We start from the raw sequence: 16,788 nt of genomic DNA on the forward strand, positions 1-16,788 counted from the left end.
TAATAAAACATTGTATAACTCTAGCGAAAGTGATACAATGTCTACTTTTACAAATAACAATATGGATAATGTCCCTATTTTAGAATGTAAAAATTTATTTAAAACCTATTCTAATACTGAGGCATTAAAAGGGATAAATCTAAAAATCAATCGTGGCAGAATTGTCGGACTTTTAGGTCCAAATGGCAGTGGTAAAAGCACACTAATAAAGTTGGCAAATGGTCTTTTAACTCCATCAAATGGAGAAATATTAATATCAGGAAATAAACCTGGAATTGAAACAAAGAAAATTGTTTCATATCTTCCAGAAAGGACTTATCTTAATGACTGGATGAGAGTTTCAGACATTATTAGCTTTTTTCAAGACTTCTACGATAATTTCAATCCTGAGAAAGCTTACAATATGTTATCAAAACTCAACATTAATCCCAACGATAAATTAAAAACTATGTCAAAAGGTACAAAAGAGAAAGTACAACTTATTTTAGTTATGAGTAGAGAGGCCGATTTATATTTATTAGATGAACCTATCGCAGGTGTTGATCCTGCTGCCAGAGATTATATTTTAAATACAATAATCACTAATTACAATGAAAATGCCACTATAATTATATCTACTCACCTTATTTCTGACATTGAAAGAATATTAGATGATGTAGTATTTATATCATATGGAAATATATTCTTAACTAAAAGTGTTGATGAAATAAGAGAAAATGAAGGCAAGAGTGTTGATGCTCTATTTAGGGAGGTATTTAGATGTTAGGAAAATTAATGAAGTATGAGGTGAAAGCAACTGGCAGAACCCTTATACCGCTATATTTAGTATTATTAGCATTTGCTATCATTAATAAAATTTTTATCGGAACTGGTCTATCCCATAAACTTCAAGGATTTGGTTCAATCCCATTTATACTAAGCATCTTTGGATACGGATGTACTATGGCTGCTGTATTCATAGTCACCTTTTTCATAATTATCCAAAGATTTTATAAAAATCTGCTTGGTGATGAAGGATATTTAATGAACACCCTTCCAGTGAGCACCATCACAAACATTACAAGCAAACTTTCAATTGCCACTTTTTGGACTATAATAAGTGGAATTGTAGCCATACTTTCAATAATTATTATGGCATTTGACCCTAGGGCTTTTGGTCAATTCTTTTCTGAAACTTTTAGGGCTCTTTCAGAAGGTTATGCTAAAATAGGAATACAAATTTATGTAATTATTATAGAATTATTAATTGCTATGATATTTCAGTTTGTAAAATTTATTAGTATGATTTATGCTTCTATATCAATTGGGCATATATTTAGTAAGCATAGAATTCTTTCATCTTTCGGGGCATTCATAATATTAAATTTAATTGCAGGTGCAATATCCTCATCTATTGGGATAGCTTTTTCATCCTCTAGACTGCCTGATTTACTAAGAAATATTGAATCTCTTTGGCCTATTAATTTATTTTTAATATCTATCACAGTATTTAATATAATCTTCATAATAGTTTATTTCATAATAACAAGCTATATATTAAAAAATAAATTAAATTTAGAATAAAAAATGCTATTTTAAATATATAATCTTAGTATGGTGCCAACTTGTATAAAAAGCTAAATACAAACACTAATTCTTACCAAGATAGTATATTTATTTATAAATATTAAAAAAGCGACTATTGAAATAATTTTCGATAGTCGCTTTTAATATGCAAATTTTTTAGTCATTTTCTATGCATTTTTATAAATTGTTAAATATTTTATATTGACTTATTCCTCATTTTATTACATAATTACATATAACTTAATAGGTAAATAACTAAGATAGAGGCGCGAAATTTAAGAGTATTATTATGGAGGTAAGCTCATTGAAGTAATAAGAAAGGAACTTTCGCCGAAGTAAATAGCTGATTGCTTTAATACTATTTGCTGGGCTTGTATAAAATATATACAAGACTGCCACAACTTATTTTGTGGAGAGCTATTTTTAATGTAAATGTCGATATTCGTCATATTTTTAAAATGTGTAACTTTCGTATTTATGTCATGAGTATGCTCTCATGGCTTTTTTTATTGTTTTAATTTTTATATTATCTTAGTTACTTGCTTATGGAAATTTAAAACCATAATGGAGGATAGAAAAATGAGTGAAGAAAATCACGAATTAAAGAGAAGTTTAAAAGCAAGACACTTAAACATGATAGCCATAGGCGGATCTATTGGTACCGGTATATTCCTTGCAATGGGTGATACTCTCCACCAAGCTGGTCCTGGTGGTGCATTAGTAGCTTATGCACTAGTAGGTATAATGGTATACTTTTTAATGACAAGCTTAGGAGAAATGGCAACTCATATGCCAATATCTGGTTCATTTAGCTCATATGCTAATAAATTTATTGATCCAGCTCTTGGATTTGCCCTTGGCTGGAACTACTGGTACAACTGGGCTATAACAATTGCAGCCGAAATGGTTGCCGGTGCTCTGTTAATGAAATACTGGTTTCCAGATGTAAATGCCCTATATTGGAGTATTTTATTTTTAGTGATTATAGTGGGATTAAATATCCTATCATCTAAGGCATATGGTGAATCAGAATACTGGTTTGCTGGAATTAAGGTTGTTACCGTTCTTATATTCATAGTAATTGGTGTTTTAATGATTGTAGGAATAATGGGTGGAGATAAAGTAGGATTTCACAATTTCACAATTGAAGATGGACCTTTTCATGGAGGAATCAAATCAATATTTTCTATTTTCTTAATCGCAGGTTTTTCATTTCAAGGCACTGAACTTATTGGGATTGCTGCAGGTGAAAGTGAAGATTCTGAGAAGAATATTCCAAAAGCTATAAAATCAATCTTTTGGAGAATATTAATATTTTACTTAGGTACAATTATTGTATTAGGAGCAATAATACCATTTACTGAGGCTGGTCTTGATACAAGCCCATTTACAATGGTATTTGAAAAAGCTGGTATTGCAGGTGCTGCTTCATTGATTAATGCAATCATATTAACTTCTGTATTATCTGCTGGTAACTCTGGTATGTATGCATCAAGTAGAATGCTTTATGCAATGGCTAAAGAAGGCATGGCTCCTAAAGCTTTTGCTAAAATAAATAAAAGAGGTGTACCTATAAATGCTGTACTTTTAACTACATTAATAGCTTCTGCTTGCTTTTTAACAGGTCTATATGCAGAGAGCACTGTTTATGTTTGGCTAGTTGCAGCATCTGGTCTTGCTGGATTTATAGCTTGGGTAGGTATCGCAATATGTCACTATCGATTTAGAAAAGCATATATTTATCAAGGAAGAGATTTAAATGAGTTAAAATATAGAGCTAGTTTATATCCATTTGGTCCGATATTAGCATTATTAATGTGTATTATTATAATAATAGGTCAAGGATATTCATACATTACTCCTGAGGCGATTGATTGGAATGGATTAATTGCAGCTTATATAGGACTTCCATTATTCTTGATCTTATACGTAGGTTATAAAATAAAGAATAAGTCTAAAGTTATTCCTTTAGATAAAGTTGATTTAGACTTTTCTGATAAATAGTAACACAAAGTAAGATCATACTTTTTAAGTTTAACTTTCACTTGAACTTTCTATTTTAGCTTTAAATATTATATTTCTCTGGAAATAAGAAGAGTATCTCAACTATTTTTGAGATACTCTTCTTTCTATATTATCCTATTCATTAATTATATAAGGTACAGTTACAATAACTACATTTCTCATCTTAAGTATAGATCTTCTTAAAAGTATTGATGTTTGATTATGAAGTGTCTGATGCCACCATTTATGTATAATAAATTGAGGCATTACTATTGTTATTACTTCGTGTTTCTTTAAGTGCTTATGTTTTTCTTCCACATACGCTAAAAGTTTTTCGTTAACATTTCTGTATGGCGCATTTTCTATGACCAATTGAGCTGCTATCCCAAGCTTATTATACTTTTCTATTAGTTTCTTTGTGACTTCTTCATCTGTACTAACATGATAAACTTCTATGTTCTCCCCAAGAGTTAAAGCGCAATTTAAACTCTTAATGAAAGATTTATTAATTGTTTGAACTGGCACAATAACATGTTTTGTTATTGCTTCTCTTACAATTAAACTCTCTAAACCTGTTTCTATTTTTAAGTTCTCTCTAACTTTAGTATAGTGTCTTCTAACTCTTAACATTCCTGTTACAAGTATCGGTATGCATACAAGCACAATCCATGCTCCATGCTTAAACTTCTCTACACCTATTATTATGCATGTTGCTGCTGTAACAGCTGCCCCTAACCCATTTATAAACGCTTTATGTCTCCAATGCCCTTCCTTGCTCTTAGTCCATTTTCTAAACATTCCAAATTGTGATAATGTGAATGATATAAATACACCAACCGCATATAAAGATAACAACATATGAGTACTACCATCTGCAATATAAACTAAAAGTGATGATACTAGAAATAACAATACTATTCCATTTGAAAAACTTAATCTAGTTCCCCTTTTCCCAAGTTGTCTTGGAACATATCCATCCTTAGCTAATATTGATAACAGTAGCGGCAAATCTGAAAATGCAGTATTAGCTGCAAGTGTAAGAATAATAGCTGTTGTAGCTTGTACTATAAAAAACATTAAACTGTTTTGTCCAAAAACTTGGATCGCTATTTGTGCTATTACTGTAATATCTTGACCTGGAACTGCTTTGTACATTGTTGAGAGGTATGATATCCCACCAAATATAATAAAAACAATACAAGCTAATGTTCCTAATACTATTTTCGCATTCTTCTGAGCTGGATTTTTAAAATTAGGTATTCCATCACTTACCGCTTCGATACCTGTCAAAGCAGTACATCCTGAAGAAAAGGCCTTTAGGAATAATAACAAAGTTAAATCTCCAGCTGCTTGTGGAACTACATATAATTGCTCTGGACTTTCTTTCAACACTAATACTTTGAATACTCCTGTTATTATCATTATTATTATTGATAATATAAATAAATATGTTGGTATTCCAAATAACTTAGATGAATCCCTTATTCCTCTAAGATTCCCTAATGTTATTAACCCTATTACAAAAATAGCTATTAACGGTTGATACGGCAACAAGGCTGGAATCGCTGATGTTATTGCAGCTGCTCCTGCACAGGTACTAACTGCAACAGTTAATAAATAATCAATTATTAATGATGACGCTGCCACCAATCCTGGAAGCTTACCTATATTTTCGCTCGCAACAATATACGATCCGCCCCCATGAGGAAAATTATCGATTATTTGTCTATATGAAAACACTATTATTCCTAATAAAACTGTAATTGCTATTGCTATTTCTATCATGGATCCATATGCACGCATACCAAGAATAGGTATAAGAACTAATAGTATTTCTTCACTTGCATAAGCTACCGATGAAATAGCATCACTTGATAATATTGGCAGCCCCCAAATAACACTAAATTTTTCTTCAGCTAATTCGTTAGTTTTAAGAGCTCTTCCAATCAATAATGATTGAATTTTTTTAAACATAATTCTTCCCCCATATTGTAAAAATTACTATGCAATTTCAACTTTATACAACAGGTAATAAAAAGGATTTTCTCCTCCTTTTTTATTACCTGCTATTACAACATACAGATTATATATCTATATATTATTGATGTAAATATATTTATTTTTATAAATACGTTTTCAATACAACTTTATTTTTAAATATTTTTCGACAGTACGATTTTGTCTTTACTACTTACTGTATTCTAACTAAAAAGAAAGAAGATAACTAGTTTCATACCAGCTATCTTCTTCTATTATTTATCTTATATTAATTTATCTTAAGAACATTGCCATATCATCTTCAACATTTGTAATTCCACCTATACCAAAGTTTTCTACTAAAACATTAACTACATTTGGTGAAAGGAATGCAGGAAGAGTTGGTCCTAAGTGAATATTCTTTACTCCTAAGTGTAATAGAGATAATAATACTATTACTGCTTTTTGTTCATACCATGCAATATTAAATGCTATTGGTAATTCATTTATATCTTCAAGACCGAATACTTCTTTAAGTTTCAATGCAATTACTGCTAATGAGTATGAATCATTACATTGTCCTGCATCTAAAACTCTTGGAATTCCACCTATGTCTCCTAAATCTAACTTGTTGTATTTATATTTTGCACAACCAGCTGTTAATATAACAGTATCTTTTGGAAGAGCTGCTGCAAAGTCTGTGTAGTATGATCTAGCTTTTTGTCTACCATCGCAACCTGCCATAACGAAGAATTTCTTAATTGCTCCAGTTTTTACTGCATCAACTACTTTATCAGCTAAAGCTAATACTTGGTTATGAGCAAATCCACCAACGATTTCTCCTTCTTCAATTTGAGTAGGTGCTGCACATCTCTTAGCTTGTTCAATAATTACAGAGAAATCTTTCTTTCCATTTTCATCAGCTGCAATATGAGAGCATCCTTCATAACCTGCTGATCCAGTAGTATATAATCTTCCTTTGTAACTATCTCTTGGAGGAACTATACAGTTTGTAGTCATAAGTATTGGTCCATTAAAGCTTTCAAATTCTTCTGGTTGTTTCCACCATGCATTTCCGTAGTTACCTACTAAGTGTGAGTATTTCTTTAAATGTGGATAGTAGTGAGCTGGTAACATTTCAGAATGTGTATACACATCTATTCCTGTTCCTTCTGTTTGAATTAATAGTTGTTCTAAGTCTTTTAAGTCATGTCCTGAAATTAATATTCCTGGATTTGTTCCAACTCCAATATTTACTTTTGTTATTTCTGGATTACCATAACTTTCTGTATTAGCTTTATCTAATAACGCCATCCCATCAACACCAACTTTTCCTGTTTCTAAAGTTAATGCTATATATTCATCTATTGTTACGTTGTTATTAGCAGTTAATGATAATGCTTTTTGCATAAATGCACATATATTTTCATCTTCATACCCTAAAGCATTTGCATGTTTCATGTATGCAGATAAACCTTTTAATCCATAAGTAATAAGTTCTCTTAAACTTCTGATGTCTTCATTTTCAGTAGCTAATACACCAACAGTCTCTGCTTTAGCTTCCATTTCTTCTCTTGTTTCTGCATTATATAACGCAGCTGCACTTAAGCTTTCTTTGTTAGCTAATTTTCCTAATAATTCTTCTTTTATTTTTAAAGTATCTTTTACTCTTCCATAAAATACTTCTTTATCAAAGTTAGCATTAGTTATAGTAGTGAAAAGATTCATTGTTACTGTAGTATTAATAGCTTGTGATACAACGATACCTTCTTCTCTAGCTTTTGTTGCAACTTCTGATAAACCTCTTGTTACATATATTAATAAGTCTTGCATTTTTGCTAGGTCTGGAGTCTTACCACACACACCTTTTACAGTACATCCTGTACATCCTGCTGCTTCTTGACATTGAAAACAAAACATTTTATTATCCATATTGAAATCTCCTCCACACACTTAATTTTTATCAAATAAATTTTTATAAATTTCTATATCAGTTAGGTACATTCCCTCGAATCACCTTATGAATCTATTTTACAATGAAATTATAAAATACTCTGTTTCATTTGTTACGACTCAGAAATCTTTTGAAATTATTTTTATAAATACATAAAAATAACCTAGAATCCATATATACTCTAAGTCACCATAAATTAAAGTTATGGTAATTACTTTAAATGATAGCAATACAAAGAAATAGAATACATATATGTGGAGCAGGCATTGAAAAATAAGCTGTTGGAATATCTTAATGGCAGGTTGTTTCACTTTTGCTTGTCCTGTGCTTGCCACAGGAGCATGCAGAAGTGATGCAACCTTCCATTTAGATATTATCAGCGAGATTTTTCATAGTCCTGAGGAACATATATGTATTCTATTTCGATTGTTCGTTTCCTCATTTTAAGTTCTTTGTGATACATTTAATTCTAGCAGAAATGTATTCCACTCCAATAAATACGTTCTTTGATGATAGTTTTTTCTGGGAATTCTACATCCTTTAATGCCCACTTTTTATATTCTTCAAATCCAACTCTATCAATTATATAACCAATATGCTCTTTTCCACCTGGAGCATCTTTGTCTATATATTCTTCAACAAATTTATAAGTATTTAATATTATTTTAATTATACTTTGCTCATCAGCCCAAATTAAGAAATCTTCTGCAAGACGAGGGTTCTTCTTACCTGATCTTCCCATAAGAACTAACTTATAATATTTTTCTTTGCTTCTTGTCCATGCTCCTGTAGGACATGCATTTGCACATTCACCACAACCAATACATTTTTCTTTATTTCTTACGATTTTATAGTTAATAGCTTCAAGTGCTCCTACTGATTTTTTCTTACAAGCTTTCACACATGCCATGCAACTTACACATCTATCAATATTATATTGTGGTTCTGTCATTCCAATTATCCCAAAGTCATGTGTTCTTGCTTTAATACAATCATTAGGACATCCTGTTAATGCGATTTTAAAATGTAAATCATTTGGGAAAATAGCTTTTTCTATTTTCTTTGCAAAATTAGTTGTATTATAATTAGCAAACGGACAAACATTGTTTCCAACACATGCTGATACATTTCTAGTTCCTGCAGCAGTATATCCTTTGCCTGGTATTTCTTGATTTATTTCTAATTTTTCAATAATTGGTTGTAACAATTCATTTACTTTATCCATATCCTCAAAGCTTATACCTGGTACTTCAAAACCTTGACGTGTTGTTATATGAACAGTTCCATCACCATACTTTTGTGATATTTCTTGTATCATTCCTAATAATTCCGCATCTAAATGCCCCCCAGGAACTCTAATTCTAGAGGCAGTTATCCCTCTTTTTTTAGTGACTCTAAAAGCATTTTTCTTGATTGCCTTTGTATTTAAATCCACAACTAACCCCTCCTAATCTATTAAGAATTTGCCTTTTGAATAATTAAAAACAGGACCATCTAAACAAATATAAGTATCATCTATTTTACAGTGTCCACACTTTCCGATTCCACAACACATTTTTCTTTCTTGTGAAATCCAAATATTATTTTCATCTATACCACGTTTTAAAAACTCTGCAACAGTAAACTTCATCATAATAGGAGGTCCTACTACAATAACTGCTGCATTATTAATATCCTTTATTAGTAAATCAGGAATATATTTTGTTACCATTCCAACATTGCCATTGTATCCTTCTTCTGCATTATCAACAGTTAGAATAAGATTTATATTACTTTTCCACATTTTAATATCATCTTTGAATAAAACGTCATTAGGAGATTTAAATCCTGCAATTAGAGTAAAGCTTTCTGCTTCATCTGCATTTTTTGCAAAGTAATCTACAACTCCTCTTACTGGAGAAAGACCTGTTCCCCCTGCAACAACTATTAATTCTTTTCCTTTGTAATTTTCAATATCAAAGCCATTACCATAAGGTCCTCTTAGAAATAATTTATCGCCAACATAATTATTAAATATTTCATTAGTTACTTTTCCAACACGTCTTATAGTTAAGTCTACAGTGCCCTCTCCAATACCACTTACTGAAATAGGTGCTTCACCAAACTTTGGTAATGAAACTTCAAAGAACTGTCCTGGTTTTACATCACCATTAAACTCCATTCGAAAAGTATATTCTATTTCTGTATGTTTAATTACTTCTTTAATTTCTGATAAAAAAGGAATATATTCATTTTTACTCATTGTCTGCCACCTCTTTCATACCATCTTTTAATTTGTTCACACAGTTAGAGAATGATATATATTCTGGGCAGATATCATCACATCTTCCACATCCCACACACATATGATATCCCCATTTCTTTTTATAGTCATATACTTTGTGTAGTACTTTAAAACGCATACGTTGTCCTTTATCTAACCTAAAACTATGTCCTCCAGCCATATTTGTATATCCATCTACATGGCAAGATGCCCATACTCTTCGTCTTTCACCTGCTTTACCATTATCAGTATAGAAGACATCCTGCATTGTAAAGCAAGTACATGTAGGACAAACAAAATTACATCTTCCGCAAGCAATACAACGAGCACTGTACTCTTTCCACATATCTGATTTCATAACATCTAAAGAAAGATTATCTGTTATCAAAACCTTTACACTATTTTCCGTTACAAAGTCTGGTTTAACATCTAAAGTTTCATCAACCTTAAATAGGTTTCCTAACTCCTCATCTTTAACATCTACATATACATTATCTCCATTTACTTTTAAGTATGCATTATATTCATCATTTTCATTTGTTTCCATACTTACACAAAAACAATTTTCAAATGAGTTTTCACATCCCATTAAAATAAATTTTGCATTTTCTCTTATTCTCTTATAATAATAATCTTCTTGTCCATTTCTTAAATAAATGTCATCCATACGTTTTACCGCATGTAAGTCACAGCTTCTTAAGAAAATGATAGCACCTTTTTTAGGAGCATCTGCTTCCTTTATGGAATCTTCTGTGAAATAGAAAAGTGTTTGAGATATAGGAAGTAATACTTCCTTATATGAATATTGGGCCTTTTGATCAAAAACTATATCATCTATTGTTTTTATTTCACCATAACGTACTCTATCAGTATCAGAGAAACTACCTTCACCTTCAAATAATTTTGGTGCATATACTACATATTCTTTTGATAAATCTTCGAATACTTTATTAATATCATTTTTGCTTAATTTATATCCCATCAGCTTACTCCTTTACTTCTTTTTTGAAATTATATAATAAGGTAGTGCTAGAAATACTGCTCCACCAATCATATTTCCAAGTGTTACTACACCTATGTTATACACATAACCCATAATGCTTACACTTGCAGCTCCCGGATTAAGTAATCCTATTGTCAAAAGAGTCATATTGGCAACACTATGTTCAAAACCTGCTGTTATAAATGCAAATAAACACCAAAATATCATAATAAGCTTAGCTGATTCACTTTTTAATTTAAAACTACACCATGTAGCTAAGCAGACTAGTATATTACAAAAAATCCCACGTACTAATAATGGTAGAAATGGTACACTCATTTTAGCTGCTGATGTTTTTGCAATAAATTCTCCAACGGGTCCAGCTGTAAGTCCTGTAGCATAAAATAAATATCCTGCAATAATAGAACCAACTAAATTTCCTATAAAACAAACTATCCATATGTTAATAGTGTCTGTCCACTTCACTTCTTTTCTTAAAGAAGCAGCTGTCATAATAAAGTTGTTTCCTGTAAAAAGTTCTGATCCTGCCATAATTACTAAACTAAGGGCAACTCCAAAGGATACTCCCATGACTATTTTTGTAGCAGGTGATCCACTACCACCTAATAATCCTCCTATTGTGAATATAAGCATAATTCCCATACCCACATAAAGACCTGCAAGCATTGAACTTATGAAATATCCTAGTTTATTTGTCTTTAATAAATTAACTTTTGCCTTGGCTGCCATAATTACACTGTTAAATTCTTCACAAAACATACTATAAATTCCCCTTTCATATATACGTTTACCTATAAATTAATTATAAGTTATTAATAAATAAAGCACCGTGATATAAATCACGGTGCTTTAAAAAATTTTGATAATTTATCTTGATCAATTACTTTAATTTTTCTATTCTCATACTTAATTAATTTATTGTCCAAAAGTATTTTTAGTGATCTGGATACAGTTTCTCTTTTTGAGCCAAGTAAATCTGCTAGATATGTTACACTTATATTCATATTAATAGTTACTCCATCCTCACACTTAACTCCATAATCTCTGCTAAGTTTCCAAAGTTTTGCCGCAAGTTTCTTTTCCATTCTTACTACACCTGTTGCATTCTTTAGCTGCCTATACAATCTTCTTACTTTCATAGCTAATGAGAACATAACATTCTTGGTAAGGATAAAATCATCCTCCATAATCTTTAAAAATGTATATTTGTCATAACTTAATATATAAGACTCTTCAAATATCTCACAATTTATAGACGACGGTAAATCTTGTATAATAACATCATTAATCATTTTACCTCTACCCAAAATGAATATAACACGTTTATTTCCATTCTCATTTAATTTATATAGAGATATACTTCCGCTTAATACTACATATAAAGTAGATACTTCTTCTTTATCTCTAAAAAGATGATTTCCAGGCTTATACTTTTTAACTTCTCCAAAATCCTTAAGCTTGCTTAGAGATGATTTAGAAACACCATTAAAAATTTCTAACTCCTCTAACTGTTCTTCAGAAATATTTTTCATAAATAACTCCTAATTACTTACTATAAACTTAATAAAATAATATTTGCGATAGTAAGTTAACCTAATTATTCTATTATAATAAAATTATTTTATATTAATGATTTCTACGTATACCTCTGCCTTATGAAATATCAATATATATCATTTTAATCAAATAATTCTGCTTCTAACTCTTCAATATTTAAAATTTTAATTATATTTCTATCAAACTCAATATAATTTAGATCTCTAAGATTCATTAATTCTCTTGATAAAGATGGTCTAGGAATACCTAGTGAAGATGCAATTTCTTCTTTATTTTCTTTCAGTTTAACTATTTCACTTTTTTGGCTCTTTGCCTGTTCTAATATGTAGTTTATAACTTTATGTTTGATGCTTTTAAACGCTATACTTTTTATCTTTGAATTTAACATAAATATCTTATTACTCAATGAAGACATAAAGTTCCCTAATACTCTTTCATCACTTGTACATAATTTTAGTATGTCTGCTCTGCTTATATAAAGTATATTACAGTCACTAAAAGCTATAACTGTAGATGGATATTTTGATTTCTTTGAGAATACTAATGCCTCACCAAATACATCTCCATTACTTAGTCTCTTTAGAATTATTTGTTTTCCGCTAAGGTATATTCTTTGAATTTCGACTATCCCCTCTAAAACAAAACCTAAACTATTACATTCATCTTCTTCATTAGCAATAATTTCTCCCTTTTTATATGATCTTAAATTATATCCAATATTTGAAATAAGATCCCTAATTTCCTCAACACTTAAATCTTGAAAAAATTCATTCCCCTTTAATTTATTAAGTACATCTTCCATATAGAAATTCCTCCAAAAAATATCTAATCAGGGCCCAGACAAAATCAGTCAAAGTTACTCTAAAGATTTTAATAATTCATCTAAATTTCTTTTTAATTCAATAGCACTTTCAGTTGTTATGTTAGCTTTACATACTATTTGACGTGGTACTTCTAATATGTCATCCTTTAGAAGTCTTCCTTTTTCAGTTAATTCAATAATTACTACTCTATCATCATTTGTGTCTCTATATCTTGTTATTAATCCCATTCCTTCAATCTTCTTTAATAGTGGCGTCAATGTACCAGAATCTAAGTGCAATCTTCGTCCTATATCCTTAACCGTACTCTTTTCATCTTCCCATAATACCAGCATCGCGATATATTGTGTATATGTTAGATTGAATTTATCCAGAATTGGTTTATATAATTTTATTATTTCCCTTGATGCTGCATATAAAGAAAAGCAAACTTGATTGTCTAATTTGATACTTTCATATTTTTTTGATTTATTCATAATTCATTCTCCTATAACCGCCATATCATTTATATAAATTTAATTTTAACAAACCAAAGTAAGTTTAACTTTTTTGCTTTGGCATGTCAATTTTAATATAGCACTTTTCGTCCAATACATAAAGCTCACTTATGCTCAATATTATAGATAACATATCTTATTTCTATAACTTTACTATTTTTTAGAAACAGAATCCACATAACTTACTGCCGATAAAGCTGCTATATTGCCTTCTCCAGCTGACTTTATATATTGATATGGCTTTCCAACAATATCGCCAGCTGCGAAACATCCTTTAATACTCGTTCTCATTAATCTATCTACCTCAATATGGTTATCAACTATCTTTAATCCTGGTACCAATTGTCCTGGAGAAATGCTATCTCTAAGTATAAAAATACCATCTGTTCCAATTTCTGAATTCTTTAGCTTCAGCTTGCTTACTTTATCTCCTCCTATAATTCCAACTGGTGTATCATTGATAATTTCTATAGAAGGATCTACCTCAACTTTTTCCTTATACATAGGAATATAATTTACTTTAGATGCTATTGATGCAATAAAATTAGCCTCTTCTTCCTCATGCTTATTATAAGAAACTATTGTAACTACCTTTCCTCTATATAGTGGAGCATCACAAGTTGCACAATATCCTACTCCTTTTCCAAGAAGTCTTTCTTCTCCATCAAATAATTTTCCGTATTCAACACCTGTGGCTAATATTACTGATGTAGCTTCATATATTTTTTCATTTACCATTAAAGCAAAATAGTCTCCCATGGCATATACATTATTAATTCTCTCTTCAGTTATATTTATATCCATTTCTTCTAAATGTTTATTAAACTCTTCTTGCAATTCTTTACCGCTTTTTTTATAAAAGCCTAGATAATTATTTATTTCATGAGCTTTTGCAAGCTTACTAGTAAGTTCCTTATTCCCAAATATTATAAAATTCTTTTTTCTTATTCTTGCATTCAATGCAGCTGACAAACCTGCAGGTCCACTTCCTATTATTGCTATATCATATCTTTCGCTCATCTTTTTTTCCTCCATTTACGTATATTTAATTATAAACCTATTTCTATTATAAACTATCTTATTTAAACTATATAATTATAATATATCTTCTGCACCACTTAATGTCTATTTCAAAAATGCAATAATTTAAGCATTTAACAAATTTATAATATCTTCTTTAATTTTTGATGGCTTTGTTGTTGGAGAATATCTCCCTATAACTTCTCCATCTTTATTAACTAAAAACTTAGTAAAATTCCATTTTATCTCCTTATTAAAGAGTCCTCTTTTTTTATTTTTCAAGAATTCATATAGCGGATGTGCGCTAGTTCCATTTACATCAATTTTCTCAAACATAGTAAAAGTAACTCCATAATTTAATTTGCAAAACGAATTTATTTCCTCATTGCTAGATGGATCTTGTTTGGCAAACTGATTGCATGGAAAACCTAATATTTCTAATCCCTGATCTTTATATTCCTTATAAATATCTTCTAACTCTTCAAATTGTGGTGTAAATCCGCACTTACTCGCAGTATTTACTATTAAGACTACTTTTCCTTTATATTCTTCCATTTTTACTTCTTGACCATTCATTTTATTTGCAGAAAAACTATAAAAATTCATGATTATCTCTCCTTACATAATTATGCTTAAAAAGTAAACTTTATAAAATTCAATTTTACTCAACTTATTTATTTAAAATTAAAACATAGTACATTTTAATATTGCACTATGTTTTTTAATGTAGAAAATATTTTATAGATTACTTTCAATTGCTTGTTGAATTTTTTCTTTTGGTAAAAATCCTATAAGTTGCTCTGCTTTTTGTCCATCTTTGAATATTATCATTGTTGGAACGCTTGAAATTTGAAACTCATTTGCTAAGTCTAAACTTTGATCTATATCAACTTTAATAAATTTAGCCTTTCCTTCCATTTCGCCTGATAATCCTTCAAGCACTGGAGATAACATTTTACAAGGTCCACACCAAGTTGCAAAGAAATCTACAACTGTAACTCCACTCTCTATTTCATTTTTAAATTCGTTAGTATCTACTATTTTCATACTTTATTCCTCCATCTTATAAATTAAACTAAAGCTTTTTTAAACATATCTCTAGCTATTTTAAACTTTTTTATATTTACTATTCATAAAAAATAAATTTTTATAAATTAAATTTAACTCAATCTTTTATAATCATATTGTACTTTTTATAATATTCATTGTCAATATTTTTATTATTATTTAACTATATAAAAAATCAGCTTAAAATGCAAATATTTCTTTGCACGTAAGCTGATTTATTTGAAATACAAGACTTACTCTAAATATCTTACTTCACTATAACTTTAAATTCATCAAAATTTATCTTATACTCCGTTAGCATATCTATAACAGTATCCCTAAAAGAATTTTGTGGAGATTTTTTTTCAACTGGTTTAATTGATTTCATAGTCTTATTAATATTTTTATTTTTTTTATATTGTTTCGTAAGTACCTCAGCTGTTTTAACAAGTAAGTCATCCCAATCTTCAACATCTATAATATTATCGTCCAACTTTATTGCTTTAGGTTCTTTTAATGAAAAATCCTTATATATTTCTATAGCTTCTTCATTAATTAAGGTATTTTTTAATTCTTGTTTTTCTTTATCTATAGATGCTTCTTTCTTAATTTCTACTAAATCTTTTCTTATCTTGCAAATACTTTCTTTATCAGATTGTATATTTTTCTCATATTCATCTTGCATCCACTTAACATATTCATTTATGTTTTCAACAACACTATATATAGCTATAGATGTATCTCTATAAGCTTTACTTAATTTAAAATCCCTATCTTTTTTAATTATTTCATTTGACTTATCTTCAATGTGGTCTATGGTATTTTCTAGTATGCTTGCCAAGTTGCTCAGACCACTTTGAATTTCAATGGACATGGATGGAAAATTTTTAATTACATACTGAATCGTATCTACATCAAAAAGAGATAAATTTTTCTTTTTAGAAATTCTTTTATCAATCTCTAAATTCTCAATTTTAGTTTCATTAGTTACTTGAACTTCTTTTTCTTGAATATCATCTTTTTTAAAAAAACCCATTACTTGACAACCCCATTCATATATTATTTATATAAATATTTTA

Annotated in this window: 16 protein-coding genes and 1 riboswitch; of the genes, 3 read left to right on the forward strand and 13 right to left on the reverse strand. The window is 29.6% G+C overall.

The window, feature by feature from the left end; genetic code table 11:
• Positions 1-61: 61 nt before the first annotated feature.
• The 3 genes from L3B96_RS09460 to L3B96_RS09470 all read left to right on the forward strand — a co-directional run bounded on the left by L3B96_RS09460 (position 62) and on the right by L3B96_RS09470 (position 3,570).
• Entirely contained in the window at positions 62-766 is a 705-nt protein-coding gene (locus tag L3B96_RS09460) for an ABC transporter ATP-binding protein (protein ID WP_238860555.1), read from the forward strand.
• Positions 760-1,563 carry a hypothetical protein gene (locus tag L3B96_RS09465; protein ID WP_017211749.1) on the forward strand — a complete coding sequence of 268 codons (804 nt, stop codon included), beginning with the start codon at positions 760-762 and terminating at the stop codon, positions 1,561-1,563. Before L3B96_RS09460 ends, L3B96_RS09465 begins: the two co-directional genes overlap by 7 nt.
• A gap of 256 nt (positions 1,564-1,819) precedes the next feature.
• Positions 1,820-1,994: riboswitch (Lysine riboswitch) on the forward strand.
• A 151-nt stretch (positions 1,995-2,145) separates the two neighbouring features.
• Entirely contained in the window at positions 2,146-3,570 is a 1,425-nt protein-coding gene (locus L3B96_RS09470) for an amino acid permease (protein ID WP_077829341.1), read from the forward strand.
• A gap of 135 nt (positions 3,571-3,705) precedes the next feature.
• Here the strand turns inward: L3B96_RS09470 and L3B96_RS09475 are convergent, their stop codons facing one another.
• The 13 genes from L3B96_RS09475 to L3B96_RS09535 all read right to left on the reverse strand — a co-directional run bounded on the left by L3B96_RS09475 (position 3,706) and on the right by L3B96_RS09535 (position 16,745).
• Complete coding sequence (locus tag L3B96_RS09475) at positions 3,706-5,544, reverse strand: APC family permease (RefSeq protein WP_011968131.1); 1,839 nt, start codon at positions 5,542-5,544, stop codon at positions 3,706-3,708.
• Positions 5,545-5,841: 297 nt separating this feature from the next.
• Positions 5,842-7,479 carry a hydroxylamine reductase gene (hcp, locus tag L3B96_RS09480; RefSeq protein ID WP_238860536.1) on the reverse strand — a complete coding sequence of 546 codons (1,638 nt, stop codon included), beginning with the start codon at positions 7,477-7,479 and terminating at the stop codon, positions 5,842-5,844.
• Between the two features lie 491 nt (positions 7,480-7,970).
• Complete coding sequence (asrC, locus tag L3B96_RS09485) at positions 7,971-8,936, reverse strand: sulfite reductase subunit C (protein ID WP_017211747.1); 966 nt, start codon at positions 8,934-8,936, stop codon at positions 7,971-7,973.
• A gap of 12 nt (positions 8,937-8,948) precedes the next feature.
• Positions 8,949-9,743 carry an anaerobic sulfite reductase subunit AsrB gene (gene asrB / locus L3B96_RS09490; RefSeq protein WP_171780064.1) on the reverse strand — a complete coding sequence of 265 codons (795 nt, stop codon included), beginning with the start codon at positions 9,741-9,743 and terminating at the stop codon, positions 8,949-8,951.
• On the reverse strand, positions 9,736-10,746 hold the full coding sequence (asrA, locus tag L3B96_RS09495; RefSeq protein ID WP_238860539.1) for an anaerobic sulfite reductase subunit AsrA: 1,011 nt from the start codon (positions 10,744-10,746) through the stop codon (positions 9,736-9,738). Before asrA ends, asrB begins: the two co-directional genes overlap by 8 nt.
• Before the next feature lie 12 nt (positions 10,747-10,758).
• Entirely contained in the window at positions 10,759-11,526 is a 768-nt protein-coding gene (locus L3B96_RS09500) for a formate/nitrite transporter family protein (protein ID WP_011968126.1), read from the reverse strand.
• A gap of 80 nt (positions 11,527-11,606) precedes the next feature.
• Positions 11,607-12,299: a Crp/Fnr family transcriptional regulator gene (locus L3B96_RS09505; RefSeq protein WP_077854945.1), complete on the reverse strand. Its 693-nt coding sequence runs from the start codon at positions 12,297-12,299 to the stop codon at positions 11,607-11,609.
• 146 nt (positions 12,300-12,445) lie between these two features.
• Positions 12,446-13,126, reverse strand: a complete 681-nt coding sequence (locus L3B96_RS09510) for a Crp/Fnr family transcriptional regulator (protein WP_011968124.1) — start codon at positions 13,124-13,126, stop codon at positions 12,446-12,448.
• A gap of 54 nt (positions 13,127-13,180) precedes the next feature.
• Positions 13,181-13,621: a MarR family transcriptional regulator gene (locus L3B96_RS09515; protein ID WP_011968123.1), complete on the reverse strand. Its 441-nt coding sequence runs from the start codon at positions 13,619-13,621 to the stop codon at positions 13,181-13,183.
• A 174-nt stretch (positions 13,622-13,795) separates the two neighbouring features.
• On the reverse strand, positions 13,796-14,662 hold the full coding sequence (locus L3B96_RS09520; RefSeq protein WP_238860541.1) for an NAD(P)/FAD-dependent oxidoreductase: 867 nt from the start codon (positions 14,660-14,662) through the stop codon (positions 13,796-13,798).
• Between the two features lie 126 nt (positions 14,663-14,788).
• A complete protein-coding gene (locus tag L3B96_RS09525) occupies positions 14,789-15,268 on the reverse strand; it encodes a glutathione peroxidase (protein ID WP_041894328.1) in 480 nt (159 codons plus the stop codon).
• Between the two features lie 132 nt (positions 15,269-15,400).
• A complete protein-coding gene (gene trxA / locus L3B96_RS09530) occupies positions 15,401-15,709 on the reverse strand; it encodes a thioredoxin (protein ID WP_011968120.1) in 309 nt (102 codons plus the stop codon).
• 268 nt (positions 15,710-15,977) lie between these two features.
• A complete protein-coding gene (locus tag L3B96_RS09535; protein WP_017211740.1) occupies positions 15,978-16,745 on the reverse strand; it encodes a hypothetical protein in 768 nt (255 codons plus the stop codon).
• Positions 16,746-16,788: the final 43 nt, after the last annotated feature.

This window comes from Clostridium sp. YIM B02569, from assembly GCF_022320765.1.
Taxonomy (GTDB): domain Bacteria; phylum Bacillota; class Clostridia; order Clostridiales; family Clostridiaceae; genus Clostridium; species Clostridium beijerinckii.

Excerpts from the sequence above, each read along its gene's own strand:
- L3B96_RS09470 (WP_077829341.1), top strand. The coding sequence starts at position 2,146 with ATGAGTGAAGAAAATCACGAATTAAAGAGAAGTTTAAAAGCAAGACAC.
- L3B96_RS09475 (WP_011968131.1), bottom strand. The coding sequence starts at position 5,544 with ATGTTTAAAAAAATTCAATCATTATTGATTGGAAGAGCTCTTAAAACT.
- L3B96_RS09465 (WP_017211749.1), top strand. The coding sequence starts at position 760 with ATGTTAGGAAAATTAATGAAGTATGAGGTGAAAGCAACTGGCAGAACC.
- L3B96_RS09535 (WP_017211740.1), bottom strand. The coding sequence starts at position 16,745 with ATGGGTTTTTTTAAAAAAGATGATATTCAAGAAAAAGAAGTTCAAGTA.
- asrA (WP_238860539.1), bottom strand. The coding sequence starts at position 10,746 with ATGGGATATAAATTAAGCAAAAATGATATTAATAAAGTATTCGAAGAT.
- L3B96_RS09510 (WP_011968124.1), bottom strand. The coding sequence starts at position 13,126 with ATGGAAGATGTACTTAATAAATTAAAGGGGAATGAATTTTTTCAAGAT.
- L3B96_RS09505 (WP_077854945.1), bottom strand. The coding sequence starts at position 12,299 with ATGAAAAATATTTCTGAAGAACAGTTAGAGGAGTTAGAAATTTTTAAT.
- L3B96_RS09515 (WP_011968123.1), bottom strand. The coding sequence starts at position 13,621 with ATGAATAAATCAAAAAAATATGAAAGTATCAAATTAGACAATCAAGTT.
- L3B96_RS09525 (WP_041894328.1), bottom strand. The coding sequence starts at position 15,268 with ATGAATTTTTATAGTTTTTCTGCAAATAAAATGAATGGTCAAGAAGTA.
- hcp (WP_238860536.1), bottom strand. The coding sequence starts at position 7,479 with ATGGATAATAAAATGTTTTGTTTTCAATGTCAAGAAGCAGCAGGATGT.
- trxA (WP_011968120.1), bottom strand. The coding sequence starts at position 15,709 with ATGAAAATAGTAGATACTAACGAATTTAAAAATGAAATAGAGAGTGGA.
- L3B96_RS09520 (WP_238860541.1), bottom strand. The coding sequence starts at position 14,662 with ATGAGCGAAAGATATGATATAGCAATAATAGGAAGTGGACCTGCAGGT.
- L3B96_RS09460 (WP_238860555.1), top strand. The coding sequence starts at position 62 with ATGGATAATGTCCCTATTTTAGAATGTAAAAATTTATTTAAAACCTAT.
- asrB (WP_171780064.1), bottom strand. The coding sequence starts at position 9,743 with ATGAGTAAAAATGAATATATTCCTTTTTTATCAGAAATTAAAGAAGTA.
- L3B96_RS09500 (WP_011968126.1), bottom strand. The coding sequence starts at position 11,526 with ATGTTTTGTGAAGAATTTAACAGTGTAATTATGGCAGCCAAGGCAAAA.